Genomic DNA, 18,003 nt, shown 5'->3' on the forward strand with positions numbered 1-18,003 from the left:
TTTTTTAGAACCCTAATACAATTGCGTGAGAGATAGCAACGACATCCTTTTATAAAGCGATAGCGGAGTAAAAGATACAGCGAATAGCTCGACCCTTTTTTGGGGCACGCCCTACTTCTAATGCAAGTGGAAAGAGTACTGTGGATGGATCAAAATAAACCGGTACGATATTTCCAAACGATGCTAATAAACAAACCCAAGAATGTAACACAAATTAAGAATTGGATGAATGTGGAGGCTAGAAACCCTACTAAAGAGCCGGTTGCGGCTTTAAAAGCTCTTGACTGATTTTTGGGATCGAATACTAATTCTCCAATCAAGGCACCAAGAAACGGACCGATTAAAAAACCAAAAGGGATAGGAGCAATTAATCCTACTACAAGTCCTATATTAGTCCCCCAAATTCCGTATTTAGAGCCCCCAAAATGCTTCGTGCCTTTCGCAGGGATCACATAATCTAAAATAGAAAGTACAACTGTAATCAGCAAGGTGATGCCTAAAATCCAATAATTTATAGGGATTGTAGTGCAATATAAAAGTAGGATTCCTACCCAACTTATTACTGGCCCCGGCATAACGGGTAGAATGCTTCCTAATATTCCGATTAGCATACAAATAAACCCGAGAAGTAAAAGCAAGCTGTCCATAAGTTATTTTTTAGTAAATTTGATGTATAAAAGTAATCCTTTATTTCCGTAATACCGATGCAGAAAATACTACTCTTATTATCGATACTATGTCTTTCAGGTTCTACCTATGCGCAGCAGCAACAATCAAAAACTACTGATGAGGTCTTGAAAGAGCAAATTTACAACGCAAATAAAAAAGTAGTTCTCAATTATTCAATGAAAGAATTTGATGCCCTATTCTTTGAGTTTTCTAATAAAAGAAGTGATCCAAATAGTATTTTGACTAAAGAAGAGTTCTACAACTATACGATTAAAATTGCAGCATTCTCTGATCGATTGGCTAAGCTTTATCCCAAAGAGAAAGCAGTAGCCGAAGAAAGTAAAAAGAAGTGGTTTGCTGAAAGCTATGAAGAATATCTACTTTCGAAAGCCTCTACAAAAAAATAATTGTATTTTTATACCCTAATTATTTCATTTCAAAAATAATCTCTTGAAGCATTTTTACTTTTTTATAGTACTCCTCTTTTTTAGTTCGTGTCACTATTTCGAAAAACCGGTGCCGTCGGAAAAAGAATTGTTGGAAAAAGAATTAAAAGCGATCAATTGGAAAGAAGTAGATGAATATCCCTCATTCGTAGATTGTGATAAACTCGATGATAAACCGGCGCGACAAAAATGCTTTTTCGAGTTTTTAACCCAACTAATTCAAGAGAAATTAAGTGTAGATACCATTCAGTTATTGTACCCTGAGCTAGATACAATCGAGGTCAAAGTCACTATTTTTCCTAATGCTAAAATGCAATTTGAACCACAATTCCCCAAGGATTCCGTGGCTTACAATACCGTTAAAATTGATAGCATCTTACATGCTCGATTGGTTAATTTTCCAAAAGTAAACCCTGCTATTAAACGCGGAATTCCCGTAAAAACGCAGTTTGTACTTCCGGTGATTCTTAAAGTCGAATAGTTTTTTGGAGCTATTTCCAGCTATACGTTACAATCTTTTCATCAGCCGAAAAGGCCTGATGAAAAGGATTTCCACTTCTATCTGGGCTAAGAAAAAATAGTATTCCTATAGCTCAACCGTCTTACTTAAAAACGTCTACCTTTCCATTCGTATTTCCCAAAAATCGAATAGAGCGCGACACTACTACTAAAAAAAGGATAAAATAGGCTGCCTAAAAAAAGGTAATTGGTTCTTTTTGAATTTAAAAAACGATCAGCTTGTCGAATCAGTACCCCATCAATAACTATTTTTAAAATGATAGTAGGTAACAGCACTCCTGCCGATTCAAAATCGATTAAACTCCAAATCACAGCACAAAGCCAACCCAAATTTCCCGTAAAAACGGTTAAGGCTACCATTTTTCCATAAATACTTTGATAGGAATTGGTTTTGGATGCCCATCGCACTCTTTGATAAAACAATGTTTTCCAGCTGTTCAAGGCTTGGGTAGTAACAATCGAGTTCGTGGATTTTAAATAATGGACCTGTTCGGGTGCTTTATTAATTGCCTTTTGAAGTAAAAATACATCATCGCCACTAGCTATTTTGTCGTTGCCTTCAAACCCGTTTAATTCTTGAAACAATGATTTGGTGTAGGCAAAATTAGCACCATTGCACATAAAACCTTTATGGATTCCAAAACTTCCTATGGTAGCACCTTGCAAGCTCGCCATGTCCAGTTGCTGGAATTGATGCAAAAAAGAGTCGTTACCATCATAGGTCACCGCGCCTGCAATCATGGACACATCATGTGTCTGAATGTAATTGTCCAGAGACAATAGCCAATTTTTATTCACCGTACAATCCGCATCGGTTGTAATGACCCAATCGGTTGTAACCTGTTGCATTGCGGTTAAAATGGCATCTTTTTTAGGAGAATTGGATGTGCGTTTATTGTCAATTATCGAAACTCGAAACTCGAACCTCGGAACTTGAAACTTTTGTTTTGAGTCATCATCAACTAAAAACACTTCAAATAATTCTGATGGGTAGTTTAACGTGGAGAAGCTCTCTAATAGTAGCGGTAAGTGCTTTTCTTCATCACGAAACGGAACTATAATCGTAAATTTTGTCTTTGGCTTTAAGCCTATCTCATCATAGATTTTTACGCTGCTAAACCCATAAATTAATTGCGCTATGGTAGCGAAATAAAGAGCAAATATGATGAGGAGGAAAACGATCATGAGCTTTTTTGAGTTTTAAAATTCAGCACATAGTAACTGCCTATTAATACAGGCAAAACCACATTTAAAAACCACATTAAAGTCGATACAAAGATCACAATCCATTCGTTTACGCCTAATATACCAAAGAAAAATAGCGCGACACTACCTTTTACAGCAAAGTCTAAAAACTGAAAAGTAGGCAAGGAGGATGCTAGGAAATAAACACTAGTAACAGCGGCCATCAAAGTCCAATAGGGTATGTCGATATCAAATGCTAAGAATAAAAAATAGTACTGATGCGAGAAAACAAGGTAGCGGCAAATGCCTAACAAGATGTTTTTTTGATGGATTCTTTTGGGGATTTCGTTAATCTTATCAATTAATTTAGCTATCGAATAGCCTTTAATGGTTATTTTTTTGATTAAGAATAGTATAACAAATAACAGTATAAGCGCTCCAAACAGGAAAGCTACTGTTTGAGTGGCGATGACGTGAAATTGAGCGTTAAAGTAAACGAGTCCAAACAGACCAATGATTACCGTCAGCACCATTTGGATTCCGTTGCAAATTAGGTTCAGGAAAATCACTTGTTTTGTTTCTTGTTTGTCATAATACAAGGCTTTTCCAGCATATTCACCTACACCATTCGGCGTAAAAATACCAGCGGTTAATGCCGCTAATACTTGTTTTGTGGCTTCTCCCACAGAAATAGGTTTGATATGCGAGGCTAAATTTTGCCACTTTAGAATCTCAAAGTACCTGTTCAATACACTTAAAAGTAGTAGGAATCCAATTCCTAAAACCGACTTGTTTTTATTAAATTTAGTTATAAACTGTCCCCAATCTAGTTTGTCATTGTTGGCTAGCTGGTTGTATATAAAATAAAATGCGCCACCTACGATCAAAACTTTGAGTAGAAGTACAAGGAAATGCTTAGTTTTGTGAGGAATCGAGATCATGAGTGCAAAGAAACAAAACTTTAAACTTTGAACTTTAAACTTTAAACAAATCTTTTGGCTAACGAACGCATCATATTAGGAATTGACCCTGGAACCACAATTATGGGTTTTGGGTTGATACGGGTTATCAATAAAAAAATGGAATTCATTCAATTAAACGAATTGCAGTTGAATAAAATGGACGACCATTACATGAAACTGAAACGTATTTTTGAGCGCACCATTGAGTTGATCGATACGCATCATCCTGATGAAATAGCCATCGAAGCTCCTTTCTTTGGTAAAAATGTACAGTCTATGCTAAAGTTGGGTCGTGCGCAAGGTGTGGCTATGGCGGCAGGATTGTCAAGAGATATTCCCATAACCGAATATGAGCCTAAGAAAATTAAAATGGCTATTACCGGTAACGGAAATGCCAGCAAAGAGCAAGTTGCCAAAATGCTACAACAACTTTTAGGATTGAAAGAACTACCAAAAAACCTCGATTCAACCGATGGACTGGCAGCTGCTGTTTGTCATTTTTTCAATTCAGGAAAGGTAATTGGAACTAAAAGTTATACCGGTTGGGATGCTTTTGTGAAACAAAATGAAGAAAGAGTGAAGAAATAGTTTCCGGCCTTTGTACTGAAAACTTATCTAAGACTGAATACTAATAAACTGATTACTGAATACTAAAAAGCAATGTCCGGAATCTACATACACATCCCTTTTTGCAAGCAAGCCTGTCATTACTGTGACTTTCATTTTTCGACTTCGATGAATAAGAAAGAAGACATGGTTTTGGCTTTGGCCAAAGAAATTCGCTTACGCAAAAGTGAATCTGCTAATGAGAATGTGGAAACAATTTATTTTGGAGGAGGAACGCCTAGCGTATTGACTTCAGCTGAAATTGATTTTTTAATTGCCGAAGTGTATGAAAATTATACGGTTACCGCAAACCCAGAAATCACACTAGAGGCCAATCCTGATGATCTTTCTACAGAGCGAATTTTGGAACTTTCAAAGAGCAAGGTCAATCGATTAAGCATCGGAATTCAGTCTTTCTTTGAAGACGATTTAACAATGATGAATCGCGCACACAATTCGGCGGAGGCCCAAAAATGCCTGACTGAAGCCACCAAATACTTTGATAATATTTCGATTGACTTGATCTATGGCGTTCCCGGAATGAGTAATGAAAAATGGCGAAATAATATTGAAACGGCCTTGTCTTTCGGTATTCCGCATATTTCCAGTTATGCGCTAACGGTTGAGCCTAAAACAGCATTAAAAAAACTAATCCAAACGGGAAAAGTAGCCGAGCCAAATGACGAGGTGGCTCAGGAACATTTTATGATTCTAGTAGAAGCGCTCGAAGCAAATGGTTTCATTCATTATGAATTGTCCAATTTCGGTAAAGAGAACTATTTTTCTAAAAACAATTCGGCTTACTGGTTGGGGAAAAAATACATAGGTATTGGACCTTCGGCACATAGTTATGACGGGGTTTCTAGAAGTTGGAACATTGCAAATAACCCAATGTATTTAAAAGCAATTGCTGCAGATGCCTTGCCCAATGAAATGGAAGTCCTATCCGAAGCAGATCGCTATAATGAATATATTATGACCGGATTACGTACGATTTGGGGTGTTTCTTTAAACAGAATTCAATCTGAATTTGGTCAATCGTACTTGGATTATTTGTTGAAGCAAACCGATAAATTCCTCAAGGATGGTTTACTTTCAATTGAAAACGATATTTTAAAACCTACTAAAAAAGGAAAGTTCTTGACAGATGGGATAGCAAGTGATTTGTTTTACTTAAATTTGGAGTAAACGAATTAATTGCAAGGTTCGCAAACTGTTCTCAAGGGAAACCCAGTTTTGTAATCTTAGCGTAAATCTTACTGCCCTTTGGGGTATAAAATTATGATTGCAACTATAGAAAATTTTAAAGTAGATCTATCGAAACCACTAGATATTTCGATTCCAATCTCTAATACTGACTCCAATCCCATTGCGTGGTACATTGAAAAACCCGTAATCGAACCCGTGAAATTTGGGGAATGGATTGGTAAAGTGTCTTCGGGCATGTCTTCTACTAATTTTAATAATATATTCTTTAATCCGCATGGTCACGGCACACATACCGAGTGTTTGGGGCATATTACGCGCGAATTTTACAGCATCAATCAAGCCTTACAACAGTTTTTTTTTAAGGCTGAATTGGTTTCGGTCACTTTAGAGAAAAGAGGAGAGGATTTGGTTATTACCAAAGAGGCAATTGAAAAAGCGCTGAACGGTCAAACTCCGGAGGCGATTGTTATTCGCACCCTTCCCAATGAAGAATCTAAAAAGTCAAGAAAATATTCCCATACCAATCCGCCTTATCTTGCGGAAGAGGCAGCACGTTTCATTTGCGAAAGCGGAATCCAGCATTTGCTAATTGATTTACCTAGTGTGGATAAAGAAAAAGATGAAGGGAAGTTGCTAGCGCACAAAGCGTTTTGGAATGTCACGGATGTGAATGATTTGAATGAAGAGGCAAGGAAAAAGGCAACGATTACCGAGATGATTTTTGTTGATGATACTATTAGCGACGGTAGTTACCTATTAAACCTTCAAATCGCTTCTTTTGAAAATGATGCTTCTCCTAGTAAACCGGTTTTGTATAAAATATGATAACGATTGCTACTGATAAAAGTAAGTTAGACGTTCCTTTTATTCAAAATTTCCTAAAAGATGTTTATTGGTCGGCCGGTAGAACGATAGCCGAGGTGCAAACTACTATCGATCACTCTTTTTGTTTTGGAATTTACTTAGATGAGCAGCAAATTGGCTTTGCTAGAGTAATTACGGATTATATTGTTTTTGCTTACGTTATGGATGTTTTTATTGATGAAAAACACAGAGGAAAAGGATATTCGTCAGATTTAATTCGTGCGATGTTAGAGGAGCCACAATTGCAACAGGTTAAAATATGGAGACTAGCCACTGCAGATGCTCATTTTTTATATGAGAAATTTGGTTTTGCACTTTTGGCTCGACCGGAACGAATGATGGAAAAAGTGATTAAATAAAATGTTAGTGCAATGAATTTAGAATTGTTTTATGAATATTGCCTGTCCAAACAGGGTGTTACTGAGCATTTTCCTTTTGATGAGGACACCATCGTTTTTAAGGTAGGCGGTAAAATGTTTGCTTTGTCCTCTTTGAAAAAATGGGAAGAAGGAACGCCAAGCGTTAACTTAAAATGTGATCCCGAGCGAGGAGAAGAGTTGCGGGCACAATATGATGATATAGTACCCGGCTGGCATATGAGTAAGGTGCACTGGAATACGGTAAGGATTAATAATGACCTGCCGGATAATATGGTAAAGGAACTTATTGATCATTCGTATGAACTTGTATTTAAGAGTTTGACTAAGAAAATGCGAGAGGAGATGAGCAAGTTATAAAATTTGGTAGTACTTTTGCAGTGTAGGTCAATTCACTAAATTAGAAAGCATTGCTGTAAATTAAATTAAAAATGAAAGAACAAATTAAAAAGTTTTTAAACGAGGAGCAAGATCCAAAGGCAATCGAGAAAATCACTTCAAAATTGAATGATTTGATGATGAAAAATGAGGAGATAGGATATATCGGGGTTCAAAAAAAGCCCGCAATTACTGTTTTTCCGGACAGCATTGTTTTAACCAACAAAAGAATTATTATTTGCCAACCTAGGAATCTAGGATTGTCAATGGATTTTATAGATTATACTTGGGATCAAATCGAAGCTACCTTTGTTAAGGAAAATATATTAGGGTCTGAATTTTCGTTTTCAACTAAAACAGACATGACCGTATCGATTGATTACATTCCAAAAACGCAAGCCCGAAAAATTTCGACTTATGCTAAAGAGCAGTTAGATATTTTAAAACATGGCGCTAAGCAAGCTGCAGCTTCAGAGCCAATTGCGGCGGTTGAAGATGATGTTGAAGAAATTGAAACCGAAGAAGTCGTTAATTTTGCCGAAATAATGCCTGCTACAACTGATTTCAATACTCAAATGGAGGATGATACTACAAGTCTTGAAGCAATCAAAGCAGAAGGGTTTTCGAGTATGTCACAAGATGAATTATTTGAAAAACTACAAAATTATAAAAAGCTACTTGACAATGGCTTGATCTTACAAGGCGAATATGATGCTTATAAAAAAGAGATTTTAAGCCATATGTAAAGAGTCTTAAAAACGAAAGTCAAAAGTCTTAAAGAAGGAACAGCGGTTCTAACTTTAAGACTTTTGACTTTAAGGCTTTAATCTCTCTGACCTATAAAGCTACAAACGTAAAAACTTTGCTACTCTGAACTTAGAAACTTAGAAACTTAGAGACTGAGAGACTTTGTAACTCTGCAACTTTGCCACTTTGTAACTCTGCCACTTCTCACTAAAGCGTCCTTTTCTGTTTCTCTACAAAATTAGCAGCCTGTAGTTCTAAAAGTTCCGTTACTTTTTGGCGTTGTAAATCATATAGTTTTTTATCCTGAGCAATATCTTGATAGACTTTATCGTGCATTTGCGCACTTGTTTTTACCAACAAGTTGCGTTGGTATTTATCCTGCTCGATCGTTGCTTTTAAAGCGGTTTCCAAATCTTCTAGTTTAAAATCATACTCTCCCTTTGGCGAAAGCAACTTTGCAATTATTGGGGAGGTTTCTATAGCAAGAAACAAAAGCATGATAAAAAACGACGGTGCCCATGGCAATTTGTTCAGTGCGTTGATGCGAGCCATTAAGCCGTCAAATCCATCAATGATAGGTTGCGTCTCACTAACTTTTTTATCAAGATCTGTTTGTAAAGTTGCTGCTGTTTTGTCCAATTCGGCAATTTTAGCTAGGTTCTTTTTTTGCAGACTATCTAATTCTTTTTTTGCTAAGTCATGTTTGGCAATTTTCTCCTTAAATACGGGACCTTTGCCTAGTTTTTTAGTTCCGGAAGTTCCTTCTGCTTCGGTGATATACGTTTCGTATAACGTATTGACTTCTTTTTCTTTGGTGCTAATTTCAGATTTTAAAGCAGCTATATCCGTTTTGTTCTTGTCTAAATCAGATTTGAAGTACGTAGCTACTTCCTTTTTATTCGCAAGGGCCATGGCATTTTTTTCTTTAAGCAAGACCGTATTGATTTCTTTTTCGAAAATTTTAATTTCTAATGGTTTGGATATTACGATGGCAATAATGACGGCTAATATAATTCGGGGCAACGCTTGTAGCAACTCGCTCGATTTTTTTTCTCGTTTGCGAATGGTTGAAACGATGAATCGATCGAGATTGAAGATTAATAAACTCCAAACTAACCCAAAAGCAACTGCTGGATAGACGTTATCAAACACGGTAAATAAGGCATAAGCACTAGCTACAAAAGCCATAACGGCGGTAAAGAAAACAGTAGCGCCAATACCTACGAATTTAGTTTGCTCGCCTTCGGAGCAGTTTTCAAGAAGATCTTTGTCTGCTCCAGAATAAAGAATGAAAAATTGTTTTAACATGATGATGAATTTGATTTGATTGATGAGTGCAAATGTAACGCCAAAAATGAGATATTGTTGTATTATATTGATTTGTTTTCAGTTACGGTTTTCATAAAACAAAAAAGAGCCGCTCCAGGAGGAACAGCTCTTTTAAAAATTGGAATTATAATTAACTTATGCGTTAGGTGCGCCTGCCATGATTTCAGCATTAGCAAACTCTTCGAATTTGGCAAAATTGTCTTTGAATTTTTTTCCTAATTCAATTGCTTTTTGGTCGTATAAATCTTTGTCTTCCCAGGTGTTTCTTGGATTTAGGATCTCGCTAGGAACGTTTGGACATTCTTGTGGAATAGCAATTCCAAATACCACATGATTTCTATAAGCTACATTATCAAGTTCTCCATTAAGGGCAGCTGTAATCATAGAACGAGTATATTTAAGCTTCATACGGCTACCGGTACCGTAGGCGCCACCAGTCCATCCTGTGTTGATAAGCCAAACTTGTACGCCTGCATCTTGAATTTTCTTGCTCAACATCTCAGCATATTTTGTAGGATGTAGTGGCATGAATGGTGCACCAAAACAAGCCGAAAAATTAGGCTGTGGTTCTGTTACTCCTGCTTCTGTACCCGCAACCTTTGCAGTATATCCTGAGATAAAGTGGTAAGCCGCTTGTCCAGGCGTTAATTTAGATATTGGAGGTAAAATCCCAAAAGAATCTGCTGTTAGGAAAAAAATGTTTTTTGGGTTGTTACCAATAGATCCCGGTTGAATATTGTCGATATGGTCAATAGGATAACTAACTCTCGTATTTGGTGTGATAGAGACATCTTCAAAATCAACTTCATTAGTCCCTTCTTTGAAAATCACATTTTCAAGGATAGCCCCTTTTTTAATTGCTCTAAAAATATCAGGTTCGTTTTCCTCTGAAAGGTTAATTACTTTAGCGTAACAACCTCCTTCAAAATTGAAAACGGTATTTTCATTCGTCCATCCGTGCTCGTCGTCTCCAATAAGTTTTCTTTTTGGATCAGCAGATAAGGTCGTTTTACCCGTTCCAGATAAACCAAAGAAAATGGCAGTATCACCATCATTACCTACATTGGCGCTACAGTGCATTGGAAGGGTATTTTTGTCAACCGGAAGGATGAAGTTCAAGGCCGAAAAAATTCCTTTTTTCATTTCGCCTGTGTAACCGGTTCCACCAATCAAAGCTACTTTTTTAGTAAAATCTAAAATAGCAAAGTTAGCCTGACGCGTTCCGTCTACAGCGGGGTCTGCCATAAAACTAGGAACACACATTACGGTCCATTCAGGAGTAAAGTTTTCTAATTCGCTTTCTGATGGTCTTAAAAACATATTGTAGCAAAACAAGTTTGCCCAAGGTGTTTCTGTAATAACACGTACATTCAAACGGTAGTTAGGATCGGCACATACGTACGAATCTCTAACATATATTTCTTTGTTGCTTAAATAAGCGGCTACTTTTTTATAAAGAGCATCAAATGCTGAAGGTTCAAATGGTATATTTACTTTTCCCCACCATACTTTATCTGCAGTAATTGCATCTTTTACAATAAATCGATCTTGTGGTGAGCGTCCTGTGAATTCACCTGTGTTGATTGCTAGAGCTCCTGTAGAGTTTTCTACTCCTTGTCCTAATGCAACAGTTTTGGCTTGTAATTCGCTGGCCGATAATTGGTAATGAATCTTTGCGTTTTCGATTCCTAAGTCAGTTGGCGAAATCGATTTCGTAAACGGTGTGTTATTATTCATAAAATTATGATTGAGTGGTTTAATTTATAATTGCAAAAGTAGATATTATATTTTAGATACGATTTGAAATTTCTATTTTTATAACTTTTTCGTCCAATTTTGATAAATTAAAACGCACCAAGCTGAGATAAGTAAGCCTCCTCCAATAGGTGTTACAAAACCGATAACTTTAAAATTAAAGGAAGTAAGGTCGTTCGTCGCTAATAGATAAATTGATCCTGAAAACAGTAAGACGCCTAATTGTACTAAGATTAAAATGGATTTTTTGGCTTTGTCTGATAGGCTAGTTATGGAGGGAATCACTAATAAAAATAGGGCGTGGTACATTTGGTATTTTACTCCCGTTTCAAAAGTGCTCAATTGGTCTAAAGAGAGTACTTTTTTTAAAGCATGTGCCCCAAAAGCACCTAGAATGATGGCAAGAGCACCTAATAGCGAGGCGGTAGTTAGTATTTTTTTTGTCATTGAGTTTTGAAATTCAAACAGGTTTACAATTTAAATCAAAAGTACTAAAATTTGAGTAGCTGCTCGGGTTCTACACTCGTTAAAAATTTTACAATCTTTTGGTTCAAGAACATTGTTATAAATGCAACAAATTTGTATGTTTGTGTTATAAATACAAATTATGAGACACATTTTAATTATTGGTGCAGGAAGATCAGCCTCTTCGTTAATTCAATATTTGCTGCAAAAATCGGATACTGAGAATGTACATCTTGTAATTGGAGATTTATCTTTGGCTTTAGCCGAAAAAAAAACAAATGGGCATCCTAACGCTACCGCTATTGCGTTGGATATTTTTGATACAATACAAAGAAGTGAAGCTATAAGTAAAGCCGATATTGTAATTAGTATGCTTCCAGCGCATTTGCATATTGAAGTGGCGAGAGATTGCATTATCCATAAAAAGAGTTTGGTTACAGCCTCGTATATTAGCGAGGCTATGCAGGAATTGGATGCTGCTGCAAAAGAAAATAATTTAGTTTTCATGAATGAAATTGGTCTGGATCCGGGGATCGATCACATGAGTGCAATGAAAGTTATTGATGAAATTCGGGATAAAGGAGGTAAAATGCTTTTGTTCGAATCTTTTTGTGGTGGATTGGTTGCACCAGAATCCGATACTAATCTTTGGAATTATAAATTTACTTGGGCACCGCGCAATGTAGTATTAGCAGGGCAGGGCGGAGCGGCTAAATTTGTTCAAGAAGGAACCTATAAATACATTCCGTACTGCAATTTATTTCGACGAACAGAATTCCTTGATGTGGAAGGATATGGTCGTTTTGAAGCGTATTCTAACCGTGACTCGCTAAAATACCGCTCGGTCTATGGTTTAGATGATGTGCTCACTTTATATAGAGGAACGATTCGAAAAGTAGGATTTTCTAAGGCTTGGAACATGTTTGTTCAACTTGGTATGACTGATGATAGCTACGTGATGGAAAACTCAGATACAATGAGTTACCGCGATTTTGTCAATTCATTTTTGCCGTATCACCCAACGGATTCCGTAGAGATTAAAACAAGATTAATTTTAAAAATTGATCAAGATGATATCATGTGGGATAAATTATTGGAACTCGATCTATTCAACAAAGATAAAATCGTAGGACTTAAAAATGCTACTCCAGCCCAAATTTTAGAAAGGATATTGAATAATAAATGGACCTTGCAAGCTGATGACAAGGATATGATTGTGATGTATCATAAGTTTGGATATGAACTTAACGGAGAAAAAAAACAAATCGATTCAAAGATGGTGTGTCTAGGTGACGATCAAACGTATACCGCAATGGCAAAAACAGTAGGGCTGCCAGTTGCGATTGCCACTTTGCAAATATTAAATGGAAAAATTAAAACTCCCGGTGTGCAACTTCCTATTAACAAAGAAGTGTATTTACCAATATTAAAGGAGTTAGAAGCATATGGCGTTGTCTTTAAAGAGGAAGCAATGCCATACTTTGGTTATAAACCAGATTGAGTTTTTTTAGTTTAGTTTTAGTTAAACAAATCCGCTAGTAGTGCAGCGGATTTGTTGTTTATACTGTTTTCTATCCAGCTGTTTGTATTGTGATAGGTAAACTATACAAGGTTCGAACAGGTTCGTCATTAATCTTCCCTGGAGTCCATTTTGGGCAAATATTCATTACCCTTATGGCTTCTTCTCCAGTTCCATAACCAATGTCTCTTAATGATTTTACATCAGTAATTGAACCATCTTTTTCTACAATGAAAGTAATGTAAACTTTTCCTTTTAATCCTTGTTTTTCTGGAGCTCTATAATTTTTTGCCACAAATTTATAGAAAAACTCCATTCCACCTTCGAATTCAGGATTCTCGGTTAGTCCAGCATTATTATAAACGGCGTTTTCATCTGCGCTTTTTACTTTGATATTTTTTTTGTCAAATGGATCTACTACAAATTTAGCAGGTCCGCCTTTAGATAGTGCCTTTTCCAAATTTTCAGTGGTAAAGTCTTCTTTTTTGTCGAGAATTACTGGAGGGACAATATGCTTCTCTTTAGAGGTAAGTTCTGAATATTTTTTAGTAGCAACTACTTTTCCGCTCTCATCCTTGATTTCGAAAATGGTTTTTTGATAGTAGTTTTCAAAAATAGAAAGTGGTCTTTTTGTAGCATTTTCTTGTGAAGTCGTTTTTTCTTGCGCTACCACTTTCGTGCAAAACGAAAATACGATTGCTGTCAAAATTGGGATTACTAGGCCTTTTTTAATAAGGCTTCTCGTGGTTGAGGTGTTTTTTGTCATCATAATTAATCTTTTTTTGGTTACTGAATAATTCAAATTACTGGCCAAGTAATAGGTTGGGTTCGCGTTTGCCTTACTTATTAATAGATTTTGGTAAAACGGAACATTGTTATGGGATTGCACTACGTGCTCATCAGCAAGGAATTCGTGGTTGAGTTGAATGGCTTTTTTGTAGAAATAAAATAATGGGTTAAACCAAAAAACAACTTTTAGGGTTTCTATCAATAAAATGTCTAGAGTGTGTTTTTGAGTAACATGAATGAGCTCGTGTGTATACAATTCATGCTCGATTTTCCGGTTGTTGTAGTCTTCTTTATTGATGAAGATGGTATTTAAAAAAGTGTAAGGTAGTGTGGGATTAGATAACAAAACTAGTTTAGCATTTTGAAAAGGTATTGCGGTCTGTGATTTTGATTGGATGTATAATTGTAAACCATTTTTAATAAATCGAATCAATAGCACCAGAGTTACCACGCCATAGACGGTGTACAAAAGAACCATCCAGTAATTAGTTGCTTCTTGAACCGATGTAGTTGGGTTTTGTATTAATTGAAATGCATCTAGCGGAAGCGTTTTGGTGGTAACTTCCTCAATTACCTCAATCGTAAAAAACGGAATAGAGAAAGAGAATACTAAACCAAATAACAGAAAGAATCTATTGAATTGGTGCATTTTTTCCTTTTCTAACAACAAGTGATAGCAGGCCAAGAGAATAGCTAAGGATGCGGTTGATTTGATTAAAAAGTCTATCATTTTTTCTTTTTTAAAATGGCACTATCTACTATTTTTCGAAGTTCTTCTAATTCCTTTGCTGACAAATTCGTTTCGTTAGTAAAAAAGGAAGCGAATTGAGAAGCAGAGTCGTTAAAGAAATTCTTTATTAACCCATTGACATGTTTAGAAAAATAATCTGTTTTCTTGACCAATGGATAATATTCTCTAGAATTCCCAAATTCAGTATAAGCAACAAAATCTTTATCGATCATTCGTTTTAATAAGGTGGCAACAGTGGTCGTTTTAGGTTTAGGCTCAGGAAATGCCTCCAATAGGTCTTTCATGAAAGCTTTTTCTAATTTCCAAAGGTGCTCCATCAATTGTTCTTCAGAGTTTGTTAATTGTTGCATTGTATGTTGTTTTAATTTTTTAGTTTCTTCTTTTCAGCGATTAGTTCTCCCTCATTATAGGTACTTCGGGACAGTAACTTTCCTTTATTGTCATAAAATTTCCATTCTCCTTGGTAAAACCAATGCGCGTATTTGCCGCTTGTGTCTAAAACAGTTTTTCCCTTAGATTGCAATTGTCCATTTTGATGATATAATTTGGTTTTACAAAAACGAGCTTTGTATTTTTCTTTTTTAATTATTTTCCCATCTAAATAATAACGCCATTTTTTAGTTGGCTCATTGTTTTTATAATTCCCAATTGATTTATATTGCAAAGTATCCAAAGCGTATTTTTCGACCCAAAGGCCTTCTCTTTTTTTATTTAGAGTTTGATTCGTCACAGTAGTTGAACATGAAACGAAAACTATCGCAATGCAATACAGTACTAGGGATTTACTTTTCATATTCTACAAAATAAGAGGTTCTTCTACAAATGTAGAGTAAAATTTTGGATATCCAAATTTATTTCATGAAAAATTGAACGAAAGAAATTGATTTAGCGGTAGTTACTGATCGTGGTTGGAATAAAATGTGTTGAATTTTGTTAGTGTACAAGTAAAATAGCGTAGCGAAACGAGTGGTTTTGGCTTAATATTTGTTAATTTTGTAGTATGACTTTTAAAAAGAAAAATAGAATGAAAACTAAATTAGTAGTATGTGCTTTAGCGTTTTTTGGAATGCAGTTTGGTTATGCTCAGGAGACAGCTCCAGTTGTTAAGGATTCGGTTGTGGTTATGCCAGTACAAGCGCCCGTTTCGCAGGAAATGCTGAATAAGGAAGCTTTTAAAGAACAAGCCAAAGCGGAAAAGGCATTGAAGCAAGCTGAAAAAGACCGAAAAAGTGCTCAAAGAGAACAAGACAGAGCTGAGAAAAGTTTGAAAAGAGCGGAGAAGGCAAAGCAAAGAGAGCAAAAAGCAAGGGAAAAAGCAATCAAAGCGAGAGAGAAGGAGATAAAAAAAGCAGAGAAAGAAGCCAAACGTATCGAGAAGGCAGATAGGTCAGTTGAGAAATTAAATGATAAAATTGACAAAGCCGAGAAGCAGTTAGATAAAATGAAATCTAAATTAGACAAGTCGGTTTCAAGAGGAAAATTATCAGACGTTGAATTGCAAAAAGAAAACTTGAAGGTTTCTAAACAAGAATTGAAAGTAAGTAAATTAGAAGAAGATCTAAGATCAGCACAACAGAAATTAGAAAAATTGAAACGATAGTATTTAATCTCCAACTTAGGTTGGAGATTTTTTTTGGTTATTATGTTGCAGTAGCATCGTTTAAATAGAGAAAGCGATCCATAACTTATAAGGCATGTCAAAAAAAATCCGTTCATTTCTGAACGGATTTTCTAAGTGATCATTTGATTTTATTTGCTTAATTCAACAAAATACTTGTAGAATAAAGGAATGGTTTCAATTCCTTTTAGGTAATTAAAAATTCCAAAATGTTCGTTTGGCGAGTGGATAGCATCGCTGTCGAGTCCAAATCCCATTAAGATGGTCTTGCTTTTTAATTCTTTTTCGAACAAAGCTACTATTGGAATACTTCCTCCAGAGCGAACCGGAATCGCTGGAACTCCAAACGTTTCAGTATACGCCATATTAGCCGCTTGGTACCCAATACTATCAATAGGTGTTACATAACCTTGACCTCCGTGATGTGGTTTTACCTTTACAGTAACGCCAGCAGGAGCGATGCTCATAAAGTGCTTGGTGAACAGTTCGGTAATTTGCTCCCAATCTTGATTTGGAACTAAACGCATTGATATTTTGGCGAAAGCCTGACTAGCAATAACTGTTTTCGCGCCTTCACCAATATAACCGCCCCAAATTCCGTTTACGTCTAACGTTGGACGAATTGAGTTTCGTTCATTAGTAGTATATCCTTTTTCACCATACACATCGTTTAGTTTTAGCGCGTTTTTATACTGTTCTAGGCTAAAAGGTGCTTTGGCCATTTCAGCTCTTTCTTCAAGTGATAATTCTTCTACATTATCATAAAAACCAGGAATAGTAATGTGGTTGTTCTCATCATGAAGCGACGCGATCATTTTAGATAAAATATTAATTGGATTCGCCACAGCTCCACCATACAAGCCCGAATGTAAATCGCGGTTAGGCCCAGTTACTTCCACTTCAACATAACTTAAACCACGAAGCCCAGTTGTAATAGACGGCTGCTGATTAGAAATCATTCCGGTATCAGAGATTAAGATTACATCGTTCTTTAATTTCTCTGTGTTGTTTTCTACAAATGTTTTTAAGTTAACACTCCCAACTTCTTCCTCGCCTTCAATCATGAATTTCACATTACAAGGCAAGTTGTTGTTTTTGATCATGTATTCGAATGCTTTCACGTGCATGTACATTTGACCTTTATCGTCGCATGCACCACGTGCAAAAATTGCTCCTTCAGGGTGTAAATCGGTTGTTTTAATAACAGGTTCGAATGGCGGAGATGTCCATAATTCGATTGGATCAGCCGGTTGTACATCGTAATGCCCGTAAACCAAAACAGTAGGTAAGGTAGGATCGATCATTTTTTCTCCATAGACGATAGGATATCCATCGGTTTCGCATATTTCAACGAAATCACAACCTGCTTGCTCTAAGCTGCGTTTTACGGCTTCGGATGTGTCGATAACATCTTGAGAGTAAGCGGTATCAGCACTTACCGAAGGTATTTTTAATAATTCGATTAATTCATTGATGAAACGATCTTTGTTTTCTTGAACGTATGACTTGATATTTTCCATTGAGTGACTCATTTTTTATTATTTCAAAAGTACAAAAAATAGAATTATATTTTTTTTTAAAAAAATCCTTTGAAAGTTCAAACTTATAGTTATATTTGCACCCACAATTGCACGCGGATATGGTGAAATTGGTAGACATGCCAGACTTAGGATCTGGTGCCGCAAGGCGTGTAGGTTCGAGTCCTATTATCCGCACTAAAAAAGCTTCTCAATCGAGAAGCTTTTTTTATTTCCAAAACACATACTTCCCCCTCCAAAACGGGGGTCAAGTTCAAAAGTTGGAGCTACAAGATTC

The 18,003-nt window shown here is 36.2% G+C and carries 20 protein-coding genes and 1 tRNA gene; 11 read left to right on the forward strand and 10 right to left on the reverse strand.

All coding sequences use genetic code 11. The features are described 5' to 3' along the window. Nucleotides 1–149: 149 nt before the first annotated feature. Nucleotides 150–647: a DUF456 domain-containing protein gene (locus tag ACZ2G0_RS05105; RefSeq protein ID WP_470309288.1), complete on the reverse strand. Its 498-nt coding sequence runs from the start codon at nucleotides 645–647 to the stop codon at nucleotides 150–152. Nucleotides 648–704: 57 nt separating this feature from the next. On the opposite strand from ACZ2G0_RS05105, the gene ACZ2G0_RS05110 reads away from it, so the two are divergent. Together ACZ2G0_RS05110 and ACZ2G0_RS05115 are read left to right on the forward strand one after the other, a co-directional pair. Continuing rightward, a complete protein-coding gene (locus ACZ2G0_RS05110; RefSeq protein ID WP_470309289.1) occupies nucleotides 705–1,076 on the forward strand; it encodes a hypothetical protein in 372 nt (123 codons plus the stop codon). Between the two features lie 43 nt (nucleotides 1,077–1,119). Next, entirely contained in the window at nucleotides 1,120–1,596 is a 477-nt protein-coding gene (locus ACZ2G0_RS05115; protein ID WP_470309290.1) for a hypothetical protein, read from the forward strand. Nucleotides 1,597–1,721: 125 nt separating this feature from the next. Here ACZ2G0_RS05115 and ACZ2G0_RS05120 read toward each other — a convergent pair whose 3' ends face one another. Further along, a complete protein-coding gene (locus tag ACZ2G0_RS05120) occupies nucleotides 1,722–2,819 on the reverse strand; it encodes a glycosyltransferase family 2 protein (protein ID WP_470309291.1) in 1,098 nt (365 codons plus the stop codon). Continuing rightward, on the reverse strand, nucleotides 2,816–3,760 hold the full coding sequence (locus ACZ2G0_RS05125) for a hypothetical protein (protein ID WP_470309292.1): 945 nt from the start codon (nucleotides 3,758–3,760) through the stop codon (nucleotides 2,816–2,818). The genes ACZ2G0_RS05120 and ACZ2G0_RS05125 overlap by 4 nt, the downstream gene beginning before the upstream one ends. 54 nt (nucleotides 3,761–3,814) lie before the next feature. On the opposite strand from ACZ2G0_RS05125, the gene ruvC reads away from it, so the two are divergent. The 6 genes from ruvC to ACZ2G0_RS05155 all read left to right on the forward strand — a co-directional run bounded on the left by ruvC (nucleotide 3,815) and on the right by ACZ2G0_RS05155 (nucleotide 7,961). Continuing rightward, entirely contained in the window at nucleotides 3,815–4,369 is a 555-nt protein-coding gene (gene ruvC / locus ACZ2G0_RS05130; RefSeq protein WP_470309293.1) for a crossover junction endodeoxyribonuclease RuvC, read from the forward strand. 72 nt (nucleotides 4,370–4,441) lie between these two features. Further along, on the forward strand, nucleotides 4,442–5,575 hold the full coding sequence (gene hemW / locus ACZ2G0_RS05135) for a radical SAM family heme chaperone HemW (RefSeq protein WP_470309294.1): 1,134 nt from the start codon (nucleotides 4,442–4,444) through the stop codon (nucleotides 5,573–5,575). A gap of 93 nt (nucleotides 5,576–5,668) precedes the next feature. After that, nucleotides 5,669–6,421 (forward strand): cyclase family protein, encoded by a 753-nt coding sequence (locus tag ACZ2G0_RS05140; protein ID WP_470309295.1) that lies wholly within the window; start codon nucleotides 5,669–5,671, stop codon nucleotides 6,419–6,421. Further along, the gene (locus tag ACZ2G0_RS05145) at nucleotides 6,418–6,819 is read left to right on the forward strand and encodes a GNAT family N-acetyltransferase (protein WP_470309296.1); all 402 of its coding nucleotides are present in this window, start codon (nucleotides 6,418–6,420) and stop codon (nucleotides 6,817–6,819) included. The genes ACZ2G0_RS05140 and ACZ2G0_RS05145 overlap by 4 nt, the downstream gene beginning before the upstream one ends. A 12-nt stretch (nucleotides 6,820–6,831) precedes the next feature. Further along, the gene (locus ACZ2G0_RS05150) at nucleotides 6,832–7,197 is read left to right on the forward strand and encodes an MmcQ/YjbR family DNA-binding protein (RefSeq protein WP_470309297.1); all 366 of its coding nucleotides are present in this window, start codon (nucleotides 6,832–6,834) and stop codon (nucleotides 7,195–7,197) included. Nucleotides 7,198–7,268: 71 nt separating this feature from the next. Continuing rightward, nucleotides 7,269–7,961 carry a PH domain-containing protein gene (locus ACZ2G0_RS05155; protein ID WP_470309298.1) on the forward strand — a complete coding sequence of 231 codons (693 nt, stop codon included), beginning with the start codon at nucleotides 7,269–7,271 and terminating at the stop codon, nucleotides 7,959–7,961. Nucleotides 7,962–8,169: 208 nt separating this feature from the next. Here ACZ2G0_RS05155 and ACZ2G0_RS05160 read toward each other — a convergent pair whose 3' ends face one another. The 3 genes from ACZ2G0_RS05160 to ACZ2G0_RS05170 form a co-directional block, all read right to left on the reverse strand. Continuing rightward, a complete protein-coding gene (locus ACZ2G0_RS05160; protein WP_470309299.1) occupies nucleotides 8,170–9,270 on the reverse strand; it encodes a DUF4407 domain-containing protein in 1,101 nt (366 codons plus the stop codon). 156 nt (nucleotides 9,271–9,426) lie between these two features. Beyond that, nucleotides 9,427–11,028, reverse strand: coding sequence for a phosphoenolpyruvate carboxykinase (ATP) (pckA, locus tag ACZ2G0_RS05165; RefSeq protein WP_470309300.1), 1,602 nt, complete (start codon nucleotides 11,026–11,028; stop codon nucleotides 9,427–9,429). 78 nt (nucleotides 11,029–11,106) lie between these two features. Then, complete coding sequence (locus ACZ2G0_RS05170) at nucleotides 11,107–11,493, reverse strand: DUF423 domain-containing protein (RefSeq protein WP_470309301.1); 387 nt, start codon at nucleotides 11,491–11,493, stop codon at nucleotides 11,107–11,109. Between the two features lie 160 nt (nucleotides 11,494–11,653). Here ACZ2G0_RS05170 and ACZ2G0_RS05175 point away from each other — a divergent pair, with 160 nt between their 5' ends. Beyond that, nucleotides 11,654–13,012 (forward strand): saccharopine dehydrogenase family protein, encoded by a 1,359-nt coding sequence (locus tag ACZ2G0_RS05175; protein ID WP_470309302.1) that lies wholly within the window; start codon nucleotides 11,654–11,656, stop codon nucleotides 13,010–13,012. Between the two features lie 70 nt (nucleotides 13,013–13,082). On the opposite strand, the gene ACZ2G0_RS05180 is transcribed toward ACZ2G0_RS05175, so the two are convergent. Genes ACZ2G0_RS05180 through ACZ2G0_RS05190 form a run of 3 tightly spaced genes read right to left on the reverse strand, consistent with a single transcriptional unit; the run spans nucleotide 13,083 to nucleotide 15,363 of the window. After that, a complete protein-coding gene (locus tag ACZ2G0_RS05180; RefSeq protein WP_470309303.1) occupies nucleotides 13,083–14,549 on the reverse strand; it encodes a M56 family metallopeptidase in 1,467 nt (488 codons plus the stop codon). Beyond that, on the reverse strand, nucleotides 14,546–14,920 hold the full coding sequence (locus tag ACZ2G0_RS05185; protein WP_300285650.1) for a BlaI/MecI/CopY family transcriptional regulator: 375 nt from the start codon (nucleotides 14,918–14,920) through the stop codon (nucleotides 14,546–14,548). Before ACZ2G0_RS05185 ends, ACZ2G0_RS05180 begins: the two co-directional genes overlap by 4 nt. An 11-nt stretch (nucleotides 14,921–14,931) precedes the next feature. Next, a complete protein-coding gene (locus ACZ2G0_RS05190; RefSeq protein WP_470309304.1) occupies nucleotides 14,932–15,363 on the reverse strand; it encodes a toxin-antitoxin system YwqK family antitoxin in 432 nt (143 codons plus the stop codon). Between the two features lie 231 nt (nucleotides 15,364–15,594). On the opposite strand from ACZ2G0_RS05190, the gene ACZ2G0_RS05195 reads away from it, so the two are divergent. After that, entirely contained in the window at nucleotides 15,595–16,170 is a 576-nt protein-coding gene (locus ACZ2G0_RS05195) for a hypothetical protein (protein WP_470309305.1), read from the forward strand. 149 nt (nucleotides 16,171–16,319) lie between these two features. Here ACZ2G0_RS05195 and ACZ2G0_RS05200 read toward each other — a convergent pair whose 3' ends face one another. Further along, on the reverse strand, nucleotides 16,320–17,708 hold the full coding sequence (locus ACZ2G0_RS05200; RefSeq protein ID WP_470309306.1) for a dipeptidase: 1,389 nt from the start codon (nucleotides 17,706–17,708) through the stop codon (nucleotides 16,320–16,322). Between the two features lie 113 nt (nucleotides 17,709–17,821). Between ACZ2G0_RS05200 and ACZ2G0_RS05205 the strand changes: the two genes are divergently transcribed. Beyond that, a tRNA-Leu gene (locus ACZ2G0_RS05205) sits at nucleotides 17,822–17,903 on the forward strand. Nucleotides 17,904–18,003 lie beyond the last annotated feature (100 nt).

The organism is Flavobacterium sp. KKT103 (assembly GCF_055640565.1).